This is a genomic window from Marinobacter salinexigens (assembly GCF_008370345.1).
In the GTDB taxonomy this organism is placed as follows: domain Bacteria; phylum Pseudomonadota; class Gammaproteobacteria; order Pseudomonadales; family Oleiphilaceae; genus Marinobacter; species Marinobacter salinexigens.
The window spans coordinates 373,140-390,378 of record NZ_VTUU01000003.1 but is presented as its reverse complement, the minus strand read 5'-3'; the positions used below and the strand labels follow the sequence as shown (position 1 = coordinate 390,378).

Here is a 17,239-nt window from a genome sequence, read left to right as displayed (position 1 = left end):
TAAATCTGGCCAACTACCACTACAATAGGTGCCCCCGAACCGGAGACATGACATGAGTGCACAGAGTAACCGACTGCAACAGGAATGGCAGGCCTTCTGGCTGGCGATCGGTTTTCTGACCCGAATCCCGATGCTGGTGAAAATTGACTATTCCCAGCACCTGATGAACCAGAGCAGTATGTACTTCCCTCTGGTCGGCCTTCTCCTGGGAGCACTCTATGCTGCACTGTTCAGCGTCACCGAGCTGTTCTGGAGCCCGGTTGCCAGCGTCCTTCTGGTGATCAGTTTCCATCTGTGGATCACCGGTGCCTTCCACGAAGACGGCCTAGCCGACAGCGTCGACGCCCTCGGCGGTGGTTATACGGTGGCAAAAAAGCTGGAGATCATGAAAGACAGCCGGATAGGCACCTATGGCACGGTGGCCCTCATCATGGCGCTGGGTCTCAAGGCAGCGTTCCTGCTGGACACCCGGCTGACCGGGCTGGCACTGCTGGTGGCACCGGCCATTTCACGACTAACACCGCTGCTGCTGATGGGTTTCCTGCCCTACGTGACCGACCCGGACAAGAGCAAAAGCAAACCGGTCGCCGATGGTTTTTCCCTCCAGCGGCTGGCATTCGCAAGCGGATTTGTTTTTCTGGTGACACTGATTGCCGCCATCCCGGCTAGCGGACTGCTGTTCTGCGCATTACTGGCCACCCTGGCGGCCGCACTGGGCTGGGGGTTTTACCTGAAGAAGCAGCTCGGTGGATACACCGGCGATGCGCTGGGTGCCAGCGTCGTGTTGTCAGAGTTGGTGCTGTTGGCCGGATTCAGTGCGCTAAATCCGGCCTGACCGTGATCAAGGCAGGAACAACCGGCTAACCCGGGTTATACCCGCTCCTCGTCGCGCAGGGTAAGTACTTCATAACCGTCAGCCGTTACGGCAATCGTGTGCTCCCACTGTGCAGACAGTTTTTTGTCGCTGGTAACCACCGTCCAGCCATCTTTTTTCAGTTTGGTCTTGGCTTTGCCCTGATTAATCATCGGCTCGATGGTAAAGGTCATACCTTCTTTCAGCTTGAGCCCCTTCCCCTTCTGGCCATAGTGCAGCACATTCGGCTCCTCGTGCATCTCGCGACCAATCCCATGGCCGCAATATTCCCGCACGACGGAGTACCCGTTCTTGTGGGCATGCTGCTGGATCGCATAACCAACGTCGCCCAAAGTCGCGCCAGGTTTCACTACGCGAATGCCTTCCCACATGGCTTCATAGGTTTTCTCAACCAGGCGCTTTGCGGGCTGAGTCACCTCACCCACCATGTACATCTTGCTGGAATCCGCAATAAAGCCACCCTGCTCCAGTGTGATGTCCACATTAACGATATCCCCGGACTTGAGCAGCTGGGTCTCCGAGGGCATTCCATGGCACACCACGCGGTTTACTGACGTGTTCAGGGAATACGGATAATCGTACTGCCCCTTACTGGCAGGACGAGCACCCAATTCTTCGACAATGAACTTCTCGGCGAGGTTATTGATATCCATGGTGGACGTACCCACCCCGATCCGGTCGTCCAGATATCGGAACACCGACGCGAGCAGGCGCCCGGACTCCCGCATCACTTGCAACTCCTCAGAGCTCTTCAGTTTCACGTCAGACATTGGCCACCTTCCTGATTTCAACGTCCGCCAGCTTCATCTGTTCGCGCATTATGTCTGAAAACGACTTATCCGGGTTTGCCTCGGCCAGCATGCCTACTTTGATCCAGTATTCCGCCTGCGCATTGATGGAGCGCACCATGACCGAACTGGCCTTGCGAATGTCCTCGTGCAACTCATCGTTAATCTTGACGATACCCATAGCAGACCCTGACTATACAAAATGTATACGGATCGTATATCCCGAACATGAAGGGATCAATACGTGGTCGCCGACATTAACGCCGCCAACGCATCCCTGAGTTCGCCTTCTTCCAGTGGCGTACCCCACCCATTTCGACGAACCAACCCTTCCAGCGGCAAACGGGAGCGCCAGCCTTTGGCCTGTAGTTCCGGTTGGTCAAGAAATTCGCTGACGTATCCCAGGCAAAGGTAAGCCAGGGGATAGACGTGTTCAGGAAGCTGGAGGGTGTCAGCCAGTTGTTGCTGGTCAATAATGCTCACCCAGCCGACACCGATGCCTTCAGCCCTGGCCGCCAGCCACAGATTCTGGACAGCAAGGCAGGTACTGAACAGATCGGTCTCGACGATGGTGTTGCGGCCCAGCACGTGGGTGCCGCCGCGGCTGCGGTCGCAGGTAATGCAGAGGTTGACAGGGCTTTCGAGGATGCCCTGGAGTTTCAGGTTGCGGTAGCGCCTGTTGCGTTCGCCGGTGTAGTTTTCGGCAGCTCTCTGGTTTTCCCGATCGAAAATGGAGAGCACCTGCTGGCGCACCTCGACACTGTCAATCACGATAAAATCCCAGGGCTGCATAAAGCCCACGGAGGGGGCGTGGTGGGCAGCATCGAGCAGGCGCGCCAGCACATCATTGGGGACTGGGTCGGGCAGGAACTGGGAGCGAACATCCCGGCGCTCGTAGATGGCACGGTAGAGCCCTTCGGTTTCCGTCCTGGAGAAGGGGCGATTGTGATCAGTCATCCGGCGGCTCCTGTGTTGCTCAATCCCAGTAATTCCTTCAACCAGTCGGTATCGAGATGTTGTTCGATCTGGTCCGCCAGCCGGTCCAGCTGAGCCAGGCGGTGCCGCTGGTAGTCGATGGCCTTGCCCTTGCCCACGAGGCCTGCCCAGGCCAACAGAGCTTCGCAGGCCGCGGGCTCGTCGAAGATGCCGTGCACATAGCTACCAATGACCAGGCCATCGTCACTGACGGCGCCATCGGTCCGACCATCCAATTGGGCTAATGGTCTTGCCAACGCCGGGCCGGTGGTCACGCCGTTGTGCATTTCATAGCCGCTCAGACCGGCAGTGTGCGCAGAGTCTTCTCCCGGCAAGGATGGCAAGCCCATCAACTCACCACAGATGTTCCTCAGCTGCTTTCCCGCCACCATTCGTGTGGCCATATCGAACAATCCCAGGCCATCACTCGCACCTTTTTCCCCTTCCAGGCCATCCGGGTCTTCAACGGTCGTGCCCAGCATCTGGAACCCGCCGCAAATCCCCATCACCTTGCCACCGTAGCGCAGATGGCGCCGGATGGCGTCAGGCCAACCCTGGGATTTGAGCCAGGCCATGTCCGTTCGGGTGCTTTTACTGCCGGGCAGGATAATGAGATCCGCAGGCGGGATTACCTCGTCTGGCCCGATAAACCGGAGATTCACACCGGGATGCAGTCGCAGGGGATCAAAGTCATTGTGATTACTGATACGTGGAAGCACAGGCACGATAACGTTCAGGGCACCGGCTTCGCTCTCGCCGCTGGTGCCAACACTGTCCTCCGCATCAATCACCAGGCCGTGCAAATAAGGCAGCACGCCTGTTACCGGTTTGCCGGTGCGCTCCTCCAGCCACTCAAGCCCCGGGTCCAACAACGTCTTGTCGCCCCGGAACCGGTTAATGACAAAACCCCGGGTACGCTCCCGTTCGCTATCGGTAACCAGTTCCAGTGTCCCGACCAGTTGCGCAAACACACCGCCACGATCGATATCACCCACCAGCAGAACCGGACAGTCGGCCGCCTCAGCAAAGCCCATATTGGCAATATCATTTGCCCGCAGGTTGATCTCTGCCGGACTGCCTGCGCCCTCGGCAATGATGATCTGATAACGTGCACTGAGCGACTGCCATGCTGCCATCACGGCCTGTTTCGCTTCCGCCTTGTAACCGTGATAATCCAGCGCATCCATGTTGCCGTGCACCCGCCCACGGAGGATCACCTGGGCTCCGCAGTCACTCTGGGGCTTCAGCAGCACCGGGTTCATGTCACTATGGGGCTCAAGACCACAGGCCAGGGCCTGCAATGCGGTGGAGCGCCCGATTTCGCCACCATCCACCGTTACCGCACTGTTCAGGGCCATGTTCTGGGGTTTGAACGGCGCCACCGCTATCCCCTGACGTGCAAGCCAGCGGCACAGCGCTGCAACGACGGTGGTCTTACCGGCATCGGAAGTGGTGCCCTGAACCATCAGAGTGGTCATTTACAGTTCCACGCCCTTCTGGGCCTTCACGCCCTGATCCTTGAAGGCGTGTTTGACCACGCCCATTTCGGTGACCGTATCGGCCAGATCCACCAGTTCCTGAGGTGCGGAACGGCCAGTCACAACAACGTGCTGCATCTCCGGGCGGTTCTGAAGATCGTCAAGCACCCGGTCCAGATCGATGTAGTCGTATTTCAGGGCAATATTGAGTTCATCCAGCAGAATCAGATCATAGCTTTCGTCTTTTAACATTCTCGCTGCAATGGCCCAGGCCTCGCCGGCGGCCTTCACATCCTGCTCACGATTCTGGGTATCCCAGGTGTAGCCCTGCCCCATAACGTGGTAATCCACGTTGGGAAGATCCCGAAAAAAGGCTTCTTCACCCGTGCTGAAAGCGCCTTTGATGAACTGGATAATGCCCACCTTCATACCGTGGCCCAGAGCACGGGCAACCATACCGAAGCCGGAACTGCTCTTACCCTTACCGGGGCCAGTCAGTACCAGCAACACGCCCTGCTCGTTCTGGGCACGGGCGATGCGGTCCTGCATGATTTTCTGTTTCGCAGCCATCCGGCGGGCATGGCGTTCGGGATCTTTCGCGCGGTCACGCATGATCAGGCTCCTTGGCACTGGTGTTCGGTTTCGTAAACTCCAGAGGCTGGCCGGTAAAAATGGCAGTGACCAGTTCTGGAGCTGAGGGGAAATATCCGTGGAAATAACTGGCAACCAGCCCGTTCCGGCAAAATACCGGCTCGGCTTCGGTGCCAGCAAGTGTGCGGGTGAAAGCATCTGGCTGTGCGGGCGAATCCAGGCGTGAGTGATGGTAGGTGTGGCCACGCAGTTCCCCCAGCTTTGTTGTCAGGCTCTGCATACCTAATCCCTGGAGTCTTCCTGCCATCTCGGCCTTTCCGGGGATCAGCCCCAGCATGGTGTGGGCTTCACCGTCTTTGTCTACCAACTGCCCGGCGCAGGCCATCAGCCCACCACATTCCGCCAGCATTGGTTTACCCGAGGCATGATGCTCACGAATAGCCTGGAGCATGGCCGTATTGGCTGCCAGCTTACCGGCATGGAGTTCCGGGTAGCCACCCGGCAGCCAGAGGGCATCGGCGGCCGGCAAGGCCTTGTCAGACAATGGCGAGAACTCTGTCACTTTCGCTCCCAGCGCCTGCAACAGGTCGAGATTGGCCCGATAGATGAATCCGAACGCGGCATCCCTGGCAACAGCGATACGCCACCCGCTCAGCCATTCAGGCAGTTTCACCGGCGGTTCCGCCTCCAGCTCAACGACGTCCGGTAAGGTATCCATTCCGGCCTCCGTCAACACCTGTGCGGCTTCATCCAGCCGTTGTTCCAGATCCGCCACCTCGCTGGCCTGCACCAGCCCCAGGTGCCGGTCGGGGATCGACATGGCCTCATTGCGGGGAATCGCCCCGAGCAGGCGGATACCTTCGGGCAGGCTTTCCCGGAGCATATCGCCATGACGGCTGCTGCCAATGCGGTTGGCAATCACCTGCTGCACCGGTAGATGGGCATCAAAGCTCGCAAGCCCGAGCGCCACGGCGCCAAATGTCTGGGCCATGCCCCGGGCATCAATCACCGGTAGCGCCGGAATACCCATCAGCCGGGCAAGGTCAGCACTGGATGGATCGCCATCAAACAGCCCCATGGCCCCTTCCACCAGAATCAGGTCCGCATCTTTCGCCGCTTCCGCCAGGCGCCAACGGCATTCATCCTCGCCCGTCATCCATGGGTGAAGCTGGTAGACCGGGTTTCCTGATGCTACCTCCAACACCATGGGGTCGAGGTAGTCCGGTCCGTGTTTGAACACACGCACGTTCCGGCCGGCATTACGATGCAGGCGGGCCAGTGCCGCCGTCACGATGGATTTGCCCTGACCTGAGCCGGGAGCAGTTATCATTGCAGCAGGGACTTGCGCCTTGATCATGAGGTTTTCCTTGAGTTTATACCTGGGCGGGCACGAAGACCGGCGCGCCATCGACGTCCACGGTCACCAGTGTCTGGTTGTAAAGCCGTTCCAGGGCCGATGGCACCAGCATGTTTTCCGCCGGGCCCCAACAGGCCTCGCCGTTGGGAAACAGCAACAGCAGGTGGTCGCACCAGCGGGCCGCCAGGTTGAGATCATGCAGGCACATAAAAACCGCACATCCGTCCCCAGCCCGGGCTTTAAGCAACTGCATTACCGCCACCTGATGATGGAGATCGAGATGGTTACTCGGTTCGTCCAGGAGCCAGGTATCGGGCTTCTGGGCCAGAACCGTGGCGATCGCTACCCGCTGCCGCTCACCGCCAGAGAGGGTACTGACCAAACGATCTGCCAGATGGGCGACATCGAGTCGCTTCAGCGCTTGTTCCGCAATCTCGATGTCTTCACCGGATTCCATTTGCCAGGGTGACAGCCAGGGGTGGCGTCCGATCAGAGCCGTTTCCAGAACCGTTGCCGGAAATTCATCGTGACGTTCCTGAAACACCAGCCCCAGCTGCTGCGACACAATGCGCCGTTTCATGCCAGCCAGCGAGGAGGAGCCCAGGCGAACCTCGCCCGCCCTTGGCGGCCGCAACCCGGCCAATGTGTGCAGCAAAGTAGTTTTACCGGCACCGTTTGGCCCAAGCACACCCCAGATCTGCCCCTTTTCCACAGTGAAATCCATCACCTGGCCACCCGGTCGCCCGGGCACATCAATCACCAGATTGTGGGCGTTCAGAGGATTCATCCCCGACTCCGGTATAACAGGTAGAGGAAAGTCGGTACGCCAAGTAAAGCGGTAATAACCCCGACCGGTAACTGCTCCGGCGCAATCACCACCCGGGCCAGGGCATCCGCGAGAACCAGCAGCGTCCCACCGGCAAGGGCACAGGCAGGAAGGATAATGCGCTGGTCGTTACCAAGCACCAGCCGCAGCATATGAGGCACCACCAGACCGACAAACCCTATGCTGCCAGCAGTCGTAACGGCGGTAGCCGTGAGCAGGCTGGCCACAAGATAGATCAACCACTCCAGGGGCCGGACAGCCACCCCAAGCGCCGCCGCTTGCATGGTTCCCCTGGCCAGCACATTGAGACTGCGGCCCAACGGAAACAGCAGCAGGCAAACCAGCAACAGCAGAACCAGCCCGGGCCATGGCGTGCGGGCATAGGACACATCCCCCATCAACCAGTACAACATGCCTGGCAGGCGCTGGGCTGGAGCAATGGCCAGCATCAGGGTAATGACTGCCCCCCAACCCGCCGCAACGACGACACCTGTCAGTAACAGTCGGGACGATGTCCAGCTGCCGGTACCGTGGGCCAGGCCGAACACCAGCAGGGTGGCCAGCAAAGCTCCGGCGAAGGCAGAGCCAGAGATCAGTGCAGTCCCTAAACCCGCCAGCATGGCCAGCAACGCTCCCACGGCAGCGCCTCCCGAGAGCCCGAGCACATACGGATCCGCCAGGGGGTTACGCAGCAGGACCTGCATCAGGGCTCCGGCCACAGCGAGCAGCCCGCCAGTCGCAAACGCGGCCAGGGTGCGGGGCAGACGGAGATCAAAAATCAGGGTTTGATGGAGTTTGCTGCCACTGCCGGATATTACAGACAGTAAATCCCCCACCGGCACCGACACGCTGCCGACACTGACCGACAGCGCCATGGCCAACAGGCTCATAGCCGCAAGAACAAGAAACGAAGGCGCCGGTGAACGACTCATGGCTGACCGGGCTCCGCATCGGCAGAGGAGGTCCGGTGTGCACGCGCCTCATCGAGTTTTTCACAGAACAGGCGACTGCCCTGAAGCAGCCTGGGCGTTGGCCTCTGGATCAGCGACGGTGGCACGAAGTAGAGATTGTCCTGCTGCGTGGCCGCAAGTTGTGGGAAGGCTGCCCAACGATCCAGCCACTGCCGGTTTTCCTCACCCATGCCGCCGGCAAGGATGGCCTCGGGATCTGCAGCCAGTACTGCTTCGTCGCTGATTCGTGGCACCAGGCGTTCCAGATCACCAAAGACGTTGGTCCCACCACACAAGGAAATAACTTTCCCTATCAGGTGCTGATTATTCACCGTCATCAGCGGTTCGTCCCATACCTGATAGAACACAGGGACAGGGTCCGCATCGCGGTATCTGGCCACCAGTTCGTCTATACCTTCACGGAACCGTCGAGCCTCCGCAAATCCCTCGTCTTCGGTACCCGCCAGCGTGGCCAGCCGTTCAATGGTCGATGATACTCCGTCGAAACTGCGGGGTTCGATGTAAAAGATCGGGATACCCAGCTCATCCAGCGCCGCCAGCTGGGCCTGTGGATTGCCGGTAACCCAGCCAATCACCAGGTCCGGCTGCAAAGCAACCAGCCGTTCCAGATCCAGCCGGGTGTGGCTGCCCACCGACGCCACCTTTTTCGCCGCAGGCGGATAATCACTGTAAGCCACCACAGCCACCACCTTATCACCCGCGCCTGAGGCGTATACCAGTTCCGTAGCCCCCGGAGACAGTGCTGCGATGCGCTGTGCCGATTGCTCCAGGCACACCTGTCGGTCCCGATCGTCGGTGGCGCAGACGGAGCCAAGTGCTGTCTGACACAAACCCGCCAATACCAGCGTAGCAACCGCTTTCAATGTGACTATCCGTTGACAGTGACCCATAGATTACTCATCTGATTCTGTACTACCGCCCATGCGGGCATGGTCAAATGCTTCCCGCTGGGCTGGCTCGAGCTGATCGGCGATCCAGTCCATCAATGGGTGACCTGGCCGGGTGTGGCCGCTTCCGGGCAAGCCATGGTCAATGATTGTAGCGGCAAAGTCACGGGCGAGAGTCTGGACGGTGAAAGGGTCCGCCTTCCAGTACCCTCGCTTGGCCGCCAGCAAAGCCACCGACTGCATGTGGGATTTAACGTGGGCGTTGCTGCCTTTGGACAGGAACTGATCCAGCCCGAGGCCATGTCGGTCCCTGAAGTACACATCGTTCACTTCGTCCCAGACGCTGGAGCGAACAACCTGTGGACTGGTGATCTGCCAGCCCCAGAGGTTGTCGAGAAAGTCCGCAGCCATGGTCCGGGCACCGGCATAACCATGTTCCATCAGCGGCGCCAGCCATTGGGGGTTCAGATTGCGGGCCCGGAGTTCGACCTGCAAGGCGCGCTGCAGGGAATCCACCCTTGGGTTATCCGGGTCGGCGTATTGCAACACACGGTTCAAGGGAGGAGTGCCTCGCAAGTGTTCCACCGCATTCGACAACCCGCCCTGGAAATCAAAGCCGTCGTCGTTATCCAGCAGACCGTAGAGGTGGCTCGCCCGCCCAAGATAGGTGTATTGCACCGAGGCCAGTTGCTGTTCAAAAGCCCGCTGCGCCGGTACGCCCTCTCTTTGCTGACCGTAAGCATGCCCCATTCGCCGCCGGTACACGTCGCCAAGCTGTCGCCGGTCGTCCCAGGCCCCGGAGCGGGTCGACAAGCGGTTGATGCCAACCCCATAGGCGCCCGGCGCCGTACCGAAAACCCGCAACGCGGCCTCCACGCCGGCGTCAGCCGGAGAAACGCCTTGAGCAATCAGGGCGCCGGCATCCGCAACCCAGCGTTCAGCCACACCATTCACTTCCAGCGACTCGTCTCCCAGGATTCTCTGTTCCGGAGGCAGAGCTTCAAGCGCCTGGTCCAACGGGTGAGACAGCTCCGGATACTGCCATTTGATGGTCGTGCCCGCGCCTGCCAGCGCCATCAACACGGCCCGGTCAAGCCAGATCAACTGGCTGCCGTATAAATCCCGGAACAGACCAGAGGTGGTAAACACCACATTCCGGCGCCGGGCGCTGACCATACCCGCCCCCACGGGCAACCGTTCCAGGCCTTTGACGATGCCACGACTGTTCCAGACCGGTCGCACCCCCAACAACTGCATGCCAAACGCGATCATCACGCCTTCATCACGGACCGTATCCGACGCCCATAGCACCAGGGCATCACTGCCATCGGTCATAGCAGCGGGATTTTTACTGGCATCGTTCACCAGCTCGGATGCCAGCGACCACGCCACCCGCGTGGGGATCAGGTCATCCGAAAGGGTATGAAAGTTGCGCCCTGTAGGCAGGACTTCCGGTGTACGTAGCGGATCATTACCGTGGCCCGGCGGCACGAAACGGCCATTCAGCGCAGCCAGCAACTGGCGCCGCTCTTCCGAGGGCGATACTTCCAGTTTCTGGCGCCAGAGCAGGGCCGGTGCATCGGCTTCAGTGGTCATGGATTCGAGCATGGTGTCCACCATCTCGTCGCTCCAGTCACGACCGAATACATGCAGTCCAAGGGGCATGAAATGCTCCTGCATATCGGTGACATAGTGCCCGGCTTCATGCACCAGCAGATCCGGAGAGATGTCGTCCAGGGAAACCTGATCGGCAGACAGGCCCATCTCTCCAGCGATTTCCTGTTCCAGGTCCTGTCGTATATCGAGCACCCGGATTTTGTCTCTGAGCAGCTCAAGAGCCCGCTCACGGGTTGGGCTGTTCGGCTCATTGGCGGCTTCCCAGGTTTCCACCAGCTGTCGCAGCTCCAGCAATTCGTCGTAGAGCCTGGTGGCCGCCAGTGGTGGCGTCAGATGGCTGATCATCACCGCCAGCGCCCGCCGCTTGGCCTGAATGCCCTCACCCACTCCATCGACGATGTAGGGGTAGATCAAAGGGAGCTCTCCCCCTAACACATCGGGATAATCATCATCAGTGAGCCCTGCCCGGCGACGGGGCAGAAATTCACGGGTCGAATGGCGACCAAGATAAACCAGAGCATCCGCCCGGAATTTTTCCCTCAGCCAGTAATAGAAACCCACATACTGGTGAGTCGGCGGAAACGTCGTGTTGGCATGCAGCAGCTCTTCATCCACTTCCCAGCCACGGGGCGGCTGCGGGCCAATGAAAACGTTGCCGAATGTCAGGCCAGGGAACACCTGTTTATTGCCAACCACCATGGACTTGCCCGGTGCTTCACCCCAGCCTCGCAAGCCGGGAATACCCGACGCGGCCAGTTCCTCACGCAGCGACGCCAACACGTCTAGTTGCCCGCCCTGCTGGAGGCGCGTCCTCCACCGGTCCCCGTAGTGATCCAGAGCAGCCAGTGCTGACTGACGGCCAGGATGCTGGACATGCTCAATCAGGTGGCGAAGATCCCGGATGCCCCGGTCCAATAACCCCAGTGCCAGCTCTTGCTGCCCCAGATCGTGAGCCTGTTCAAGGCGCTCGTGCAGATACCCAAGAGGGCCATGAACTATTTCTTGCTGAACTACGTCCGGCAGGGTTTCCAGGTAACGCTGGTACTCCGGAGCAGACAGGGATTCGAGCATCGGGGCCATTTGCCGGAGACCCACGGGGTCGTCCGGCAGGCTCACTCCCCGCTGCTGGATCAGTTCGAGCAGGGCTTCCGGGCTCTCCGGCAGCGGCCCGGTGTTGTATCCGTCCTCTTTCAGCCGGTGCAGTATCTCGTAGAGCGAAGCGGGCACATCCAGATTATCGGCACCGATATTCTGGCGCCCCGGTGGATGGTTGTAATAGATAATGGCAAGCCGCTTGTCACGGTTTTCCTTCACCTGCAACTGGTACCAGCGGGACAGCCTGCCCGCCATGGCGTTTACCCGTTCCTGCACCGGTTCGGTCAGGGTAAGGGCAACACCTGTCAGAGGGTCAGTCTTCGCAGGCTGGGCCACCGCCAGCACCATCGGCTGACTAATGCCCTGCAGTTCCGGCATCGCCAACTGGTAATGCACCTTGTCTGCCGGCACGCCGTCCACTGACAACCGCCACTCGGCTTCCGTAAGGTCCGACAAGCGAATGCCCTTGAGCACCGGCACATTCAGCTTGATCAGTTCTTCAGTCACTCCTTGCCTGCCTTCACCACCCCCGACAGTGAAGTCCTGAAGACTGACGATACCTGTCAACGTTGCCGGCCCGATAACCTGTGGCAGCGAGCGGATCGCTTCGAGACTGGCACCCCCCCAGCGAGACAGCACCGAAAAGCACTGCAGGCCCCTGGTTTCCAGCGCCCGGCAAGCGGCATCCAGCAGGTCCCTGTCTCCGGGCCGGTCACCGCTGTCCAGATCCAGCACGGCCACCGCCGGCCCCGCTTCCAGATTGAGTTCCGGGGCGCCTGTAACCGATTCCCCGTTGCGGTAGTACCGGATCAGCTCGCGGGGCGGCAGTACCGGAACCGTCAGACTTTCTCCCGCCTCGACCAGCAGCCAGCGCAGAAGTGCGTCCAGATGTTGCGGTGTGCGCCCCTGATACAATGCCCGGCCAGCCAGCCACCTGGTATGCTCCGGGTTATTCGCAGCGAGACTGGCAAGATGGGCCCGCACGTCTGCTCCCGGCTCAGGAGCTGCCATAAGGCGAGTCAGCAACTCATCAGGCGCGCCTTTCAACAGCGCCCTGCCATTGAAGCGGGAGAGCCGGGTCAACCGGCGGTCACCGTTGATCGCCAGCAACGGCACTGGCCGGGACTGTTCCCGCTCACTCAACAACTGTTCCAGGCGCCCGACCTGATCCCCGAAAACGGCAGCGACCAACAAGGCATCCGCCTGATCCAGAATCCCGTTTAACGCCTGATCGTCCAGGGCCGCCAATTGCCCCGGGGTACGCAATACGACACGATGCTCCGGGTAGTGTTGAACGAACCGCTGTGCACCAGCAGCCAGTTCCGCCGCCGACCGGTCAGAGACCAGGCCGACCACGGTAGCTGCCGAGGCACCCCCGGTTGCGGCCAGCAGCCAGACGATAATGCCAACGCTCGCCCGGATCAGCAGGCCAAGGGTTCTGGACATGCGTTATTCCCTGAGATCGCTGTTACTGGAAGTCGTAACGGACACTTAACAGGGCTGTACGACCCGCAGCAATGTATCGACTGCCATCGAACCGCTCAGCCGTTGCGTACTCTTTGTCGAGTACGTTGGCTACGGTTACCCGGCTGGACCAACCGGGTGCGAACTCCCAGCCAGCACGCAGATCCAGGGTGCCATAGCCGGGCAGGCGATTGGCGTTGGCTGCATCATCATAGCGATACCCTTCCGCGATAAAGGTGCCTCCGAAGGACCATGTCTGAATAGTCTTGTCCAGCGCCAGCCTTAAGGTCTGGGCACTGCGACGGCGCAGGCGGTTGTCGGTTTCCCTATCCCTTGGATCTGCCAGAGCAAGGCTTGCCCGGCCGTTCCAGCCATCCCGTTCGAAGCCACTGGCGATTTCAACACCCCGGATGCGGGCCTTGTCGACGTTGGCTGGCGCCATCAGTCCGGTGTTGTCGGTTTCCAGTGAGATCAGGTTTTCCACATCCAGCTGGTACAGCGCCAGGTCCCAGAACCAGTTTTGATAACGACCACTGAACCCCAGTTCCACGGAACCTGATTTTTCCGGCTTCAGGTCCGTGTTACCGGAATAAGCGCCGCCCCAGGCGTAGACTTCCAGCGGGTAGTAAAGATCATTGAAGGTGGGCGCCCGGAATGAGGTGCCATAACTGAGGCGGACACGATGAGCGCGGTCAAAGGCATGGCCCAGCGCAACACCGCCGGTTTCATGTTTACCGTAAGCTTCATTGTCGTCGCCGCGCAGGCTGAACTGAAGATCCGTAGGGCCGAAATTCAGGCGCAGCTGGGTAAACAGGGCGGTGTTGAAACGGCTGGTTTCGTCAAAGTCTGTGGTTCCGCTGACTTCGTCGTTGACCAGTTCGGTGCCCACAACCAGTTCGTGCACATCCATGGTAAAGGTATTCTCCCACCGACCGGTCAAGGCGCGGGTATCAAATACCGAATTGTCATACAGGTCATTGAAGGTTTCCTGCTCGTCCCGGGCTTCGGAGAACTGGATGGACGTGCGCCACTGGTCACTGACCGGGGTATCGAGACGTAGCCCCAGGGTCCGGATCATAAAATCGGTGTTGCCACCCTCAAACTCAGTGTTGCCCTCAGACTGCATCACTACCGCGGAGGCCTGGCCGCCATTGTCCAGGTCGTGAACCACCCGGGCGACACCGGCAGTGTTGCGATAGCCGCGATCTTCGCCGTCTTCAATAATCGCGGTGCCGTCACTTTCCTGGTGCAGGCCGCTGATGCTGGCCCGGGTGTTGCCATTCCCAAGGGAAACGCCCGCCATGCCTTTTCCGGTATTGAACGAGCCGCCAGCCAGCTCTGCCCATCCGCTGTTTTCCCTCGTGGGTTCCAACGTAAAGGCCTGAACCACGCCGCCCACCGCATCAGCACCATAGAGCGAACTCTTCGGACCACGAACAATTTCCACCCGCTCGACCAGGTCCACAGGCAGGAACTGCCAGGGTGCACTGCCACTCGTAGCAGAACGCAGGCGTACGCCGTCAATCATGAAGAGAGTCGATTCGCTGCCGGTACCCCGGGTATAAACGCTGGTGTTCTTGCCGAAAGAGCCATTGCTGATGACATTGATACCCGGCTGGCCACGCAGCACTTCGGAAAACTCGGTAGGAGACTGCTGTTCCAGATCCTCCTCGCTGACCACTGTGACCGATGACAGGCTTTCACCTACCGTACGAGGGCCGAGAGTAGCAGTAACGACAATAGGATCCAGCTCGGCCACCAACAGGGGCTCAGATTCAGCCGCATTGGCAATGGCTGATGCCAGGGGAAGAACAGTAAAGGAACACAGCAGGGCCGGGGTGGCCTTGGAAAAACCCATAATAAACTCTCGCTTGCACTTCGTGCGCACCCGCACGGCAGTTCATGATCAGACTGCGAAGGAGAGGCTGGGCTGAATGTCGGATAGAAGGTTCCCAATGGGGAAAGTCGAGCCGGAGATTCACCCACCTTATACCGCCCTCCGCAGCATCTGGTGTGAGTTCAGGCCGGTCTCCGGGCTCATGAGCGGGATTCGGCGGGGCCGATCCTCATCCATCACCTTCCCATGCCATTGGCACAGTGGCGCACTTGATGGATGTTGACTCAATTACCGTTGCGGGGGCAGCGTCGGACTGACTCTGGAGGGCTCCAGGGCGCACCGACTTCCCGTTTCACCCTGGCAGCTTTGCGCAGGGCACCTGAAAACGCTGGCAAGGCTACCAACGGGCCATTCTCTGGTCAATGACATTCGGCAAGAGCGTCGGCCAAGCGCTGCCATTCCGGCTCGCCTGCGGGCAAACCAAAACGGAGCGCCTGTGGGCGCTCAAAGTGCCGAACCAGAATACCGCGACTGGCAAGGGAGCGGTAAATTCGGGTAGCGTCAGAGTGGGGCAGATAGCGGAACAGTGCTGTTCCGGTACTTTCGCCATACCCATAGTCCATCAGCAGCCGATGCAGCCGATCACTGGCAACAGCCAGCTCACGGGCAGCAGCCTGCTGCCAGGGCAGGTCTTCCAGCGCCTGTTTCATAATGAACCGGGCTGGCCCACTCATAGCCCAGGGTCCGAGCTGTTCGGCCAGAGCCGACACAGTGGTGCCATCACTCAGTACTGCGCCCGCACGGATACCTGCCAGCCCGAAGAACTTGCCAAGGGAACGCAAAACCACCAGTCCGGCCACACCTGTAAAGGGAGCCATGCTGTAGCCGGGCTGTTTCTCTACGAAGGCTTCATCCACCACCAGGAAACCGCCCTTCGCCTGCAATCGGTGATGCCATTCAAGCAACCGCTCAACCGGCAGGGACAACCCCGTCGGGTTGTTGGGATTGATCCAGACCAGCCCATCCAGGTTATCCAGCCACTGATCTCCCCCGCGCAGCTGATCAAGCTCTATAGGTACCAGGGTGTGTCCCGCCTTCTGCCACCAGTAACCATGCTCGCGATAACCCGGCACCGGGATGCCCACCCGGCAGGGTGACCTCAATCGAGGCAGAGTCTGAATCGCCGCCTGGCTGCCCGCCACCGGCAGGCAGCGGGCTTTGGCAGGTGCTTCACACCAGCGGAGTATGGAGCTAGGCAAGCCGTCACCGTCTTCCGGCAACCGTTGCCATACTTCGGCTGGAATATCCGGTATTGGCCAATGCCGTGGGTTGATGCCGGTCGAGAGATCAAGCCACTGGTGACGCGGAATGCCCCACTGCTGAATAGCTTGGTCCAGCCGGCCGCCATGTTCCGGAGCGGAAGGCTCCATCACAAACCGCCTCCCACAAACGCCACCCAAAGCCCTACTCCTGCCAGCAGAGACATTAGCCAGAGCCAGGCGCCCTGGCGAACCAGGGTGATCGCGCCCTGGATACTTCGGGCATCCGGCGCGGCTCCCTGCCCCAGAGTAGGACGTTGCTTGATACCGCCTGCGTAGGGGGCCGGGCCGCCCAGTGTAACGCCAAGCGCACCTGCACCAGCGGCCATTACCGGCCCGGCATTAGGGCTATCCCAGCTCCGTGCCTGGGTCCGCCAGCAGCGCCAGGCCAGGGAACTGTTACCCAGCAGTGTGTAGGTGGCAGCCGTCAACCGTGCAGGGATCCAGTTCAGCGCATCATCCAGCCGCGCAGCCACCCGGCCAAAGCGCAGGTAGCGGTTGTTCCGGTAACCCCACATGGCGTCCAGGGTGTTCACCATTCGATGCAGCACTACCCCGGGCACCCCCGCCACCAGAAACCAGAACAGGCTGGCGAATACCGCATCGGCGCCGTTCTCCAGCATGGATTCGGTGGCGGCTGCCGCTACGCCCGGCTCATCCAGTGCCTGGGCATTCCGGCTGACAATTCGGCTGACCTGTTCTCGGGCAAGGGGCAAATCGCCTTTATTCAGGGCTTCGGCCACGGCGCCACCGTGTTCAGCCAACCCCCGCAGTGACAACGCTGTCCACACAGCCAGCAACTCAACTACCCACCACAACGGCTCCGGCATCCAACTGTTCAGCCAAAGCAGTATCAGCAATACCGGAACAACCAGAATCAACAGTGCCAGTAACCCGCGAGCAATCCCCTGCCCCTGCGGCCGGTTCAAGCGTTGTTCAAGGGCAGCGGCCATACGCCCGAAGCCGACCACCGGATGCCAGCGCGACGGCTCGCCCACCCACTGATCTAGCAACAGTGCCGCAAAACACACCAGTACCGAGATAAAAAAACCGTCCAATCCGGGCCCCTTGATTGATCCATTACCAACAATGAGCGCCAAGTCTACTCGACCCGGCACCGACCTTGACACTGTTTCGGCCACGGTGGACTATCAGCCGCC

Annotated in this window: 14 protein-coding genes and 1 riboswitch; of the genes, 1 reads left to right on the top strand and 13 read right to left on the bottom strand. The window is 60.1% G+C overall.

Annotated features, from left to right (window positions below; translation table 11 throughout):
• The first annotated feature begins 52 nt into the window (after nt 1-52).
• The gene (locus tag FWJ25_RS09040; protein ID WP_149599937.1) at nt 53-835 is read left to right on the top strand and encodes an adenosylcobinamide-GDP ribazoletransferase; all 783 of its coding nucleotides are present in this window, start codon (nt 53-55) and stop codon (nt 833-835) included.
• A 35-nt stretch (nt 836-870) separates the two neighbouring features.
• On the opposite strand, the gene map is transcribed toward FWJ25_RS09040, so the two are convergent.
• The 13 genes from map to cbiB all read right to left on the bottom strand — a co-directional run bounded on the left by map (nt 871) and on the right by cbiB (nt 17,122).
• On the bottom strand, nt 871-1,644 hold the full coding sequence (gene map, locus FWJ25_RS09035) for a type I methionyl aminopeptidase (RefSeq protein WP_149599936.1): 774 nt from the start codon (nt 1,642-1,644) through the stop codon (nt 871-873).
• Nucleotides 1,637-1,843, bottom strand: coding sequence for a ParD-like family protein (locus FWJ25_RS09030; protein WP_149599935.1), 207 nt, complete (start codon nt 1,841-1,843; stop codon nt 1,637-1,639). Before FWJ25_RS09030 ends, map begins: the two co-directional genes overlap by 8 nt.
• A 56-nt stretch (nt 1,844-1,899) precedes the next feature.
• Complete coding sequence (gene bluB, locus FWJ25_RS09025) at nt 1,900-2,619, bottom strand: 5,6-dimethylbenzimidazole synthase (protein ID WP_149599934.1); 720 nt, start codon at nt 2,617-2,619, stop codon at nt 1,900-1,902.
• On the bottom strand, nt 2,616-4,115 hold the full coding sequence (locus FWJ25_RS09020; RefSeq protein ID WP_149599933.1) for a cobyric acid synthase: 1,500 nt from the start codon (nt 4,113-4,115) through the stop codon (nt 2,616-2,618). Before FWJ25_RS09020 ends, bluB begins: the two co-directional genes overlap by 4 nt.
• The gene (gene cobO, locus FWJ25_RS09015; RefSeq protein ID WP_149599932.1) at nt 4,116-4,727 is read right to left on the bottom strand and encodes a cob(I)yrinic acid a,c-diamide adenosyltransferase; all 612 of its coding nucleotides are present in this window, start codon (nt 4,725-4,727) and stop codon (nt 4,116-4,118) included.
• Nucleotides 4,720-6,063 carry a cobyrinic acid a,c-diamide synthase CobB gene (locus tag FWJ25_RS09010; RefSeq protein ID WP_149599931.1) on the bottom strand — a complete coding sequence of 448 codons (1,344 nt, stop codon included), beginning with the start codon at nt 6,061-6,063 and terminating at the stop codon, nt 4,720-4,722. The genes cobO and FWJ25_RS09010 overlap by 8 nt, the downstream gene beginning before the upstream one ends.
• 16 nt (nt 6,064-6,079) lie before the next feature.
• Entirely contained in the window at nt 6,080-6,850 is a 771-nt protein-coding gene (locus FWJ25_RS09005) for an ABC transporter ATP-binding protein (RefSeq protein WP_149599930.1), read from the bottom strand.
• Nucleotides 6,847-7,821, bottom strand: a complete 975-nt coding sequence (locus FWJ25_RS09000) for a FecCD family ABC transporter permease (protein WP_149599929.1) — start codon at nt 7,819-7,821, stop codon at nt 6,847-6,849. The genes FWJ25_RS09005 and FWJ25_RS09000 overlap by 4 nt, the downstream gene beginning before the upstream one ends.
• The gene (locus FWJ25_RS08995) at nt 7,818-8,723 is read right to left on the bottom strand and encodes a cobalamin-binding protein (protein ID WP_246166722.1); all 906 of its coding nucleotides are present in this window, start codon (nt 8,721-8,723) and stop codon (nt 7,818-7,820) included. Before FWJ25_RS08995 ends, FWJ25_RS09000 begins: the two co-directional genes overlap by 4 nt.
• A 30-nt stretch (nt 8,724-8,753) precedes the next feature.
• Entirely contained in the window at nt 8,754-12,905 is a 4,152-nt protein-coding gene (locus FWJ25_RS08990) for a cobaltochelatase subunit CobN (RefSeq protein ID WP_149599928.1), read from the bottom strand.
• Between the two features lie 22 nt (nt 12,906-12,927).
• On the bottom strand, nt 12,928-14,781 hold the full coding sequence (locus FWJ25_RS08985) for a TonB-dependent receptor domain-containing protein (RefSeq protein WP_149599927.1): 1,854 nt from the start codon (nt 14,779-14,781) through the stop codon (nt 12,928-12,930).
• Between the two features lie 147 nt (nt 14,782-14,928).
• Nucleotides 14,929-15,158, bottom strand: a riboswitch (cobalamin riboswitch).
• A 21-nt stretch (nt 15,159-15,179) separates the two neighbouring features.
• Nucleotides 15,180-16,190 (bottom strand): threonine-phosphate decarboxylase CobD, encoded by a 1,011-nt coding sequence (cobD, locus tag FWJ25_RS08980; protein ID WP_149600076.1) that lies wholly within the window; start codon nt 16,188-16,190, stop codon nt 15,180-15,182.
• Entirely contained in the window at nt 16,190-17,122 is a 933-nt protein-coding gene (cbiB, locus tag FWJ25_RS08975; RefSeq protein ID WP_149600075.1) for an adenosylcobinamide-phosphate synthase CbiB, read from the bottom strand. Before cbiB ends, cobD begins: the two co-directional genes overlap by 1 nt.
• Nucleotides 17,123-17,239 lie beyond the last annotated feature (117 nt).

Excerpts from the sequence above, each read along its gene's own strand:
- cobO (WP_149599932.1), bottom strand. The coding sequence starts at position 4,727 with ATGCGTGACCGCGCGAAAGATCCCGAACGCCATGCCCGCCGGATGGCT.
- FWJ25_RS09030 (WP_149599935.1), bottom strand. The coding sequence starts at position 1,843 with ATGGGTATCGTCAAGATTAACGATGAGTTGCACGAGGACATTCGCAAG.
- cobD (WP_149600076.1), bottom strand. The coding sequence starts at position 16,190 with ATGGAGCCTTCCGCTCCGGAACATGGCGGCCGGCTGGACCAAGCTATT.
- FWJ25_RS08990 (WP_149599928.1), bottom strand. The coding sequence starts at position 12,905 with ATGTCCAGAACCCTTGGCCTGCTGATCCGGGCGAGCGTTGGCATTATC.
- FWJ25_RS09000 (WP_149599929.1), bottom strand. The coding sequence starts at position 7,821 with ATGAGTCGTTCACCGGCGCCTTCGTTTCTTGTTCTTGCGGCTATGAGC.
- FWJ25_RS09040 (WP_149599937.1), top strand. The coding sequence starts at position 53 with ATGAGTGCACAGAGTAACCGACTGCAACAGGAATGGCAGGCCTTCTGG.
- FWJ25_RS08985 (WP_149599927.1), bottom strand. The coding sequence starts at position 14,781 with ATGGGTTTTTCCAAGGCCACCCCGGCCCTGCTGTGTTCCTTTACTGTT.
- FWJ25_RS09005 (WP_149599930.1), bottom strand. The coding sequence starts at position 6,850 with ATGAATCCTCTGAACGCCCACAATCTGGTGATTGATGTGCCCGGGCGA.
- FWJ25_RS09020 (WP_149599933.1), bottom strand. The coding sequence starts at position 4,115 with ATGACCACTCTGATGGTTCAGGGCACCACTTCCGATGCCGGTAAGACC.
- map (WP_149599936.1), bottom strand. The coding sequence starts at position 1,644 with ATGTCTGACGTGAAACTGAAGAGCTCTGAGGAGTTGCAAGTGATGCGG.
- FWJ25_RS09010 (WP_149599931.1), bottom strand. The coding sequence starts at position 6,063 with ATGATCAAGGCGCAAGTCCCTGCTGCAATGATAACTGCTCCCGGCTCA.
- bluB (WP_149599934.1), bottom strand. The coding sequence starts at position 2,619 with ATGACTGATCACAATCGCCCCTTCTCCAGGACGGAAACCGAAGGGCTC.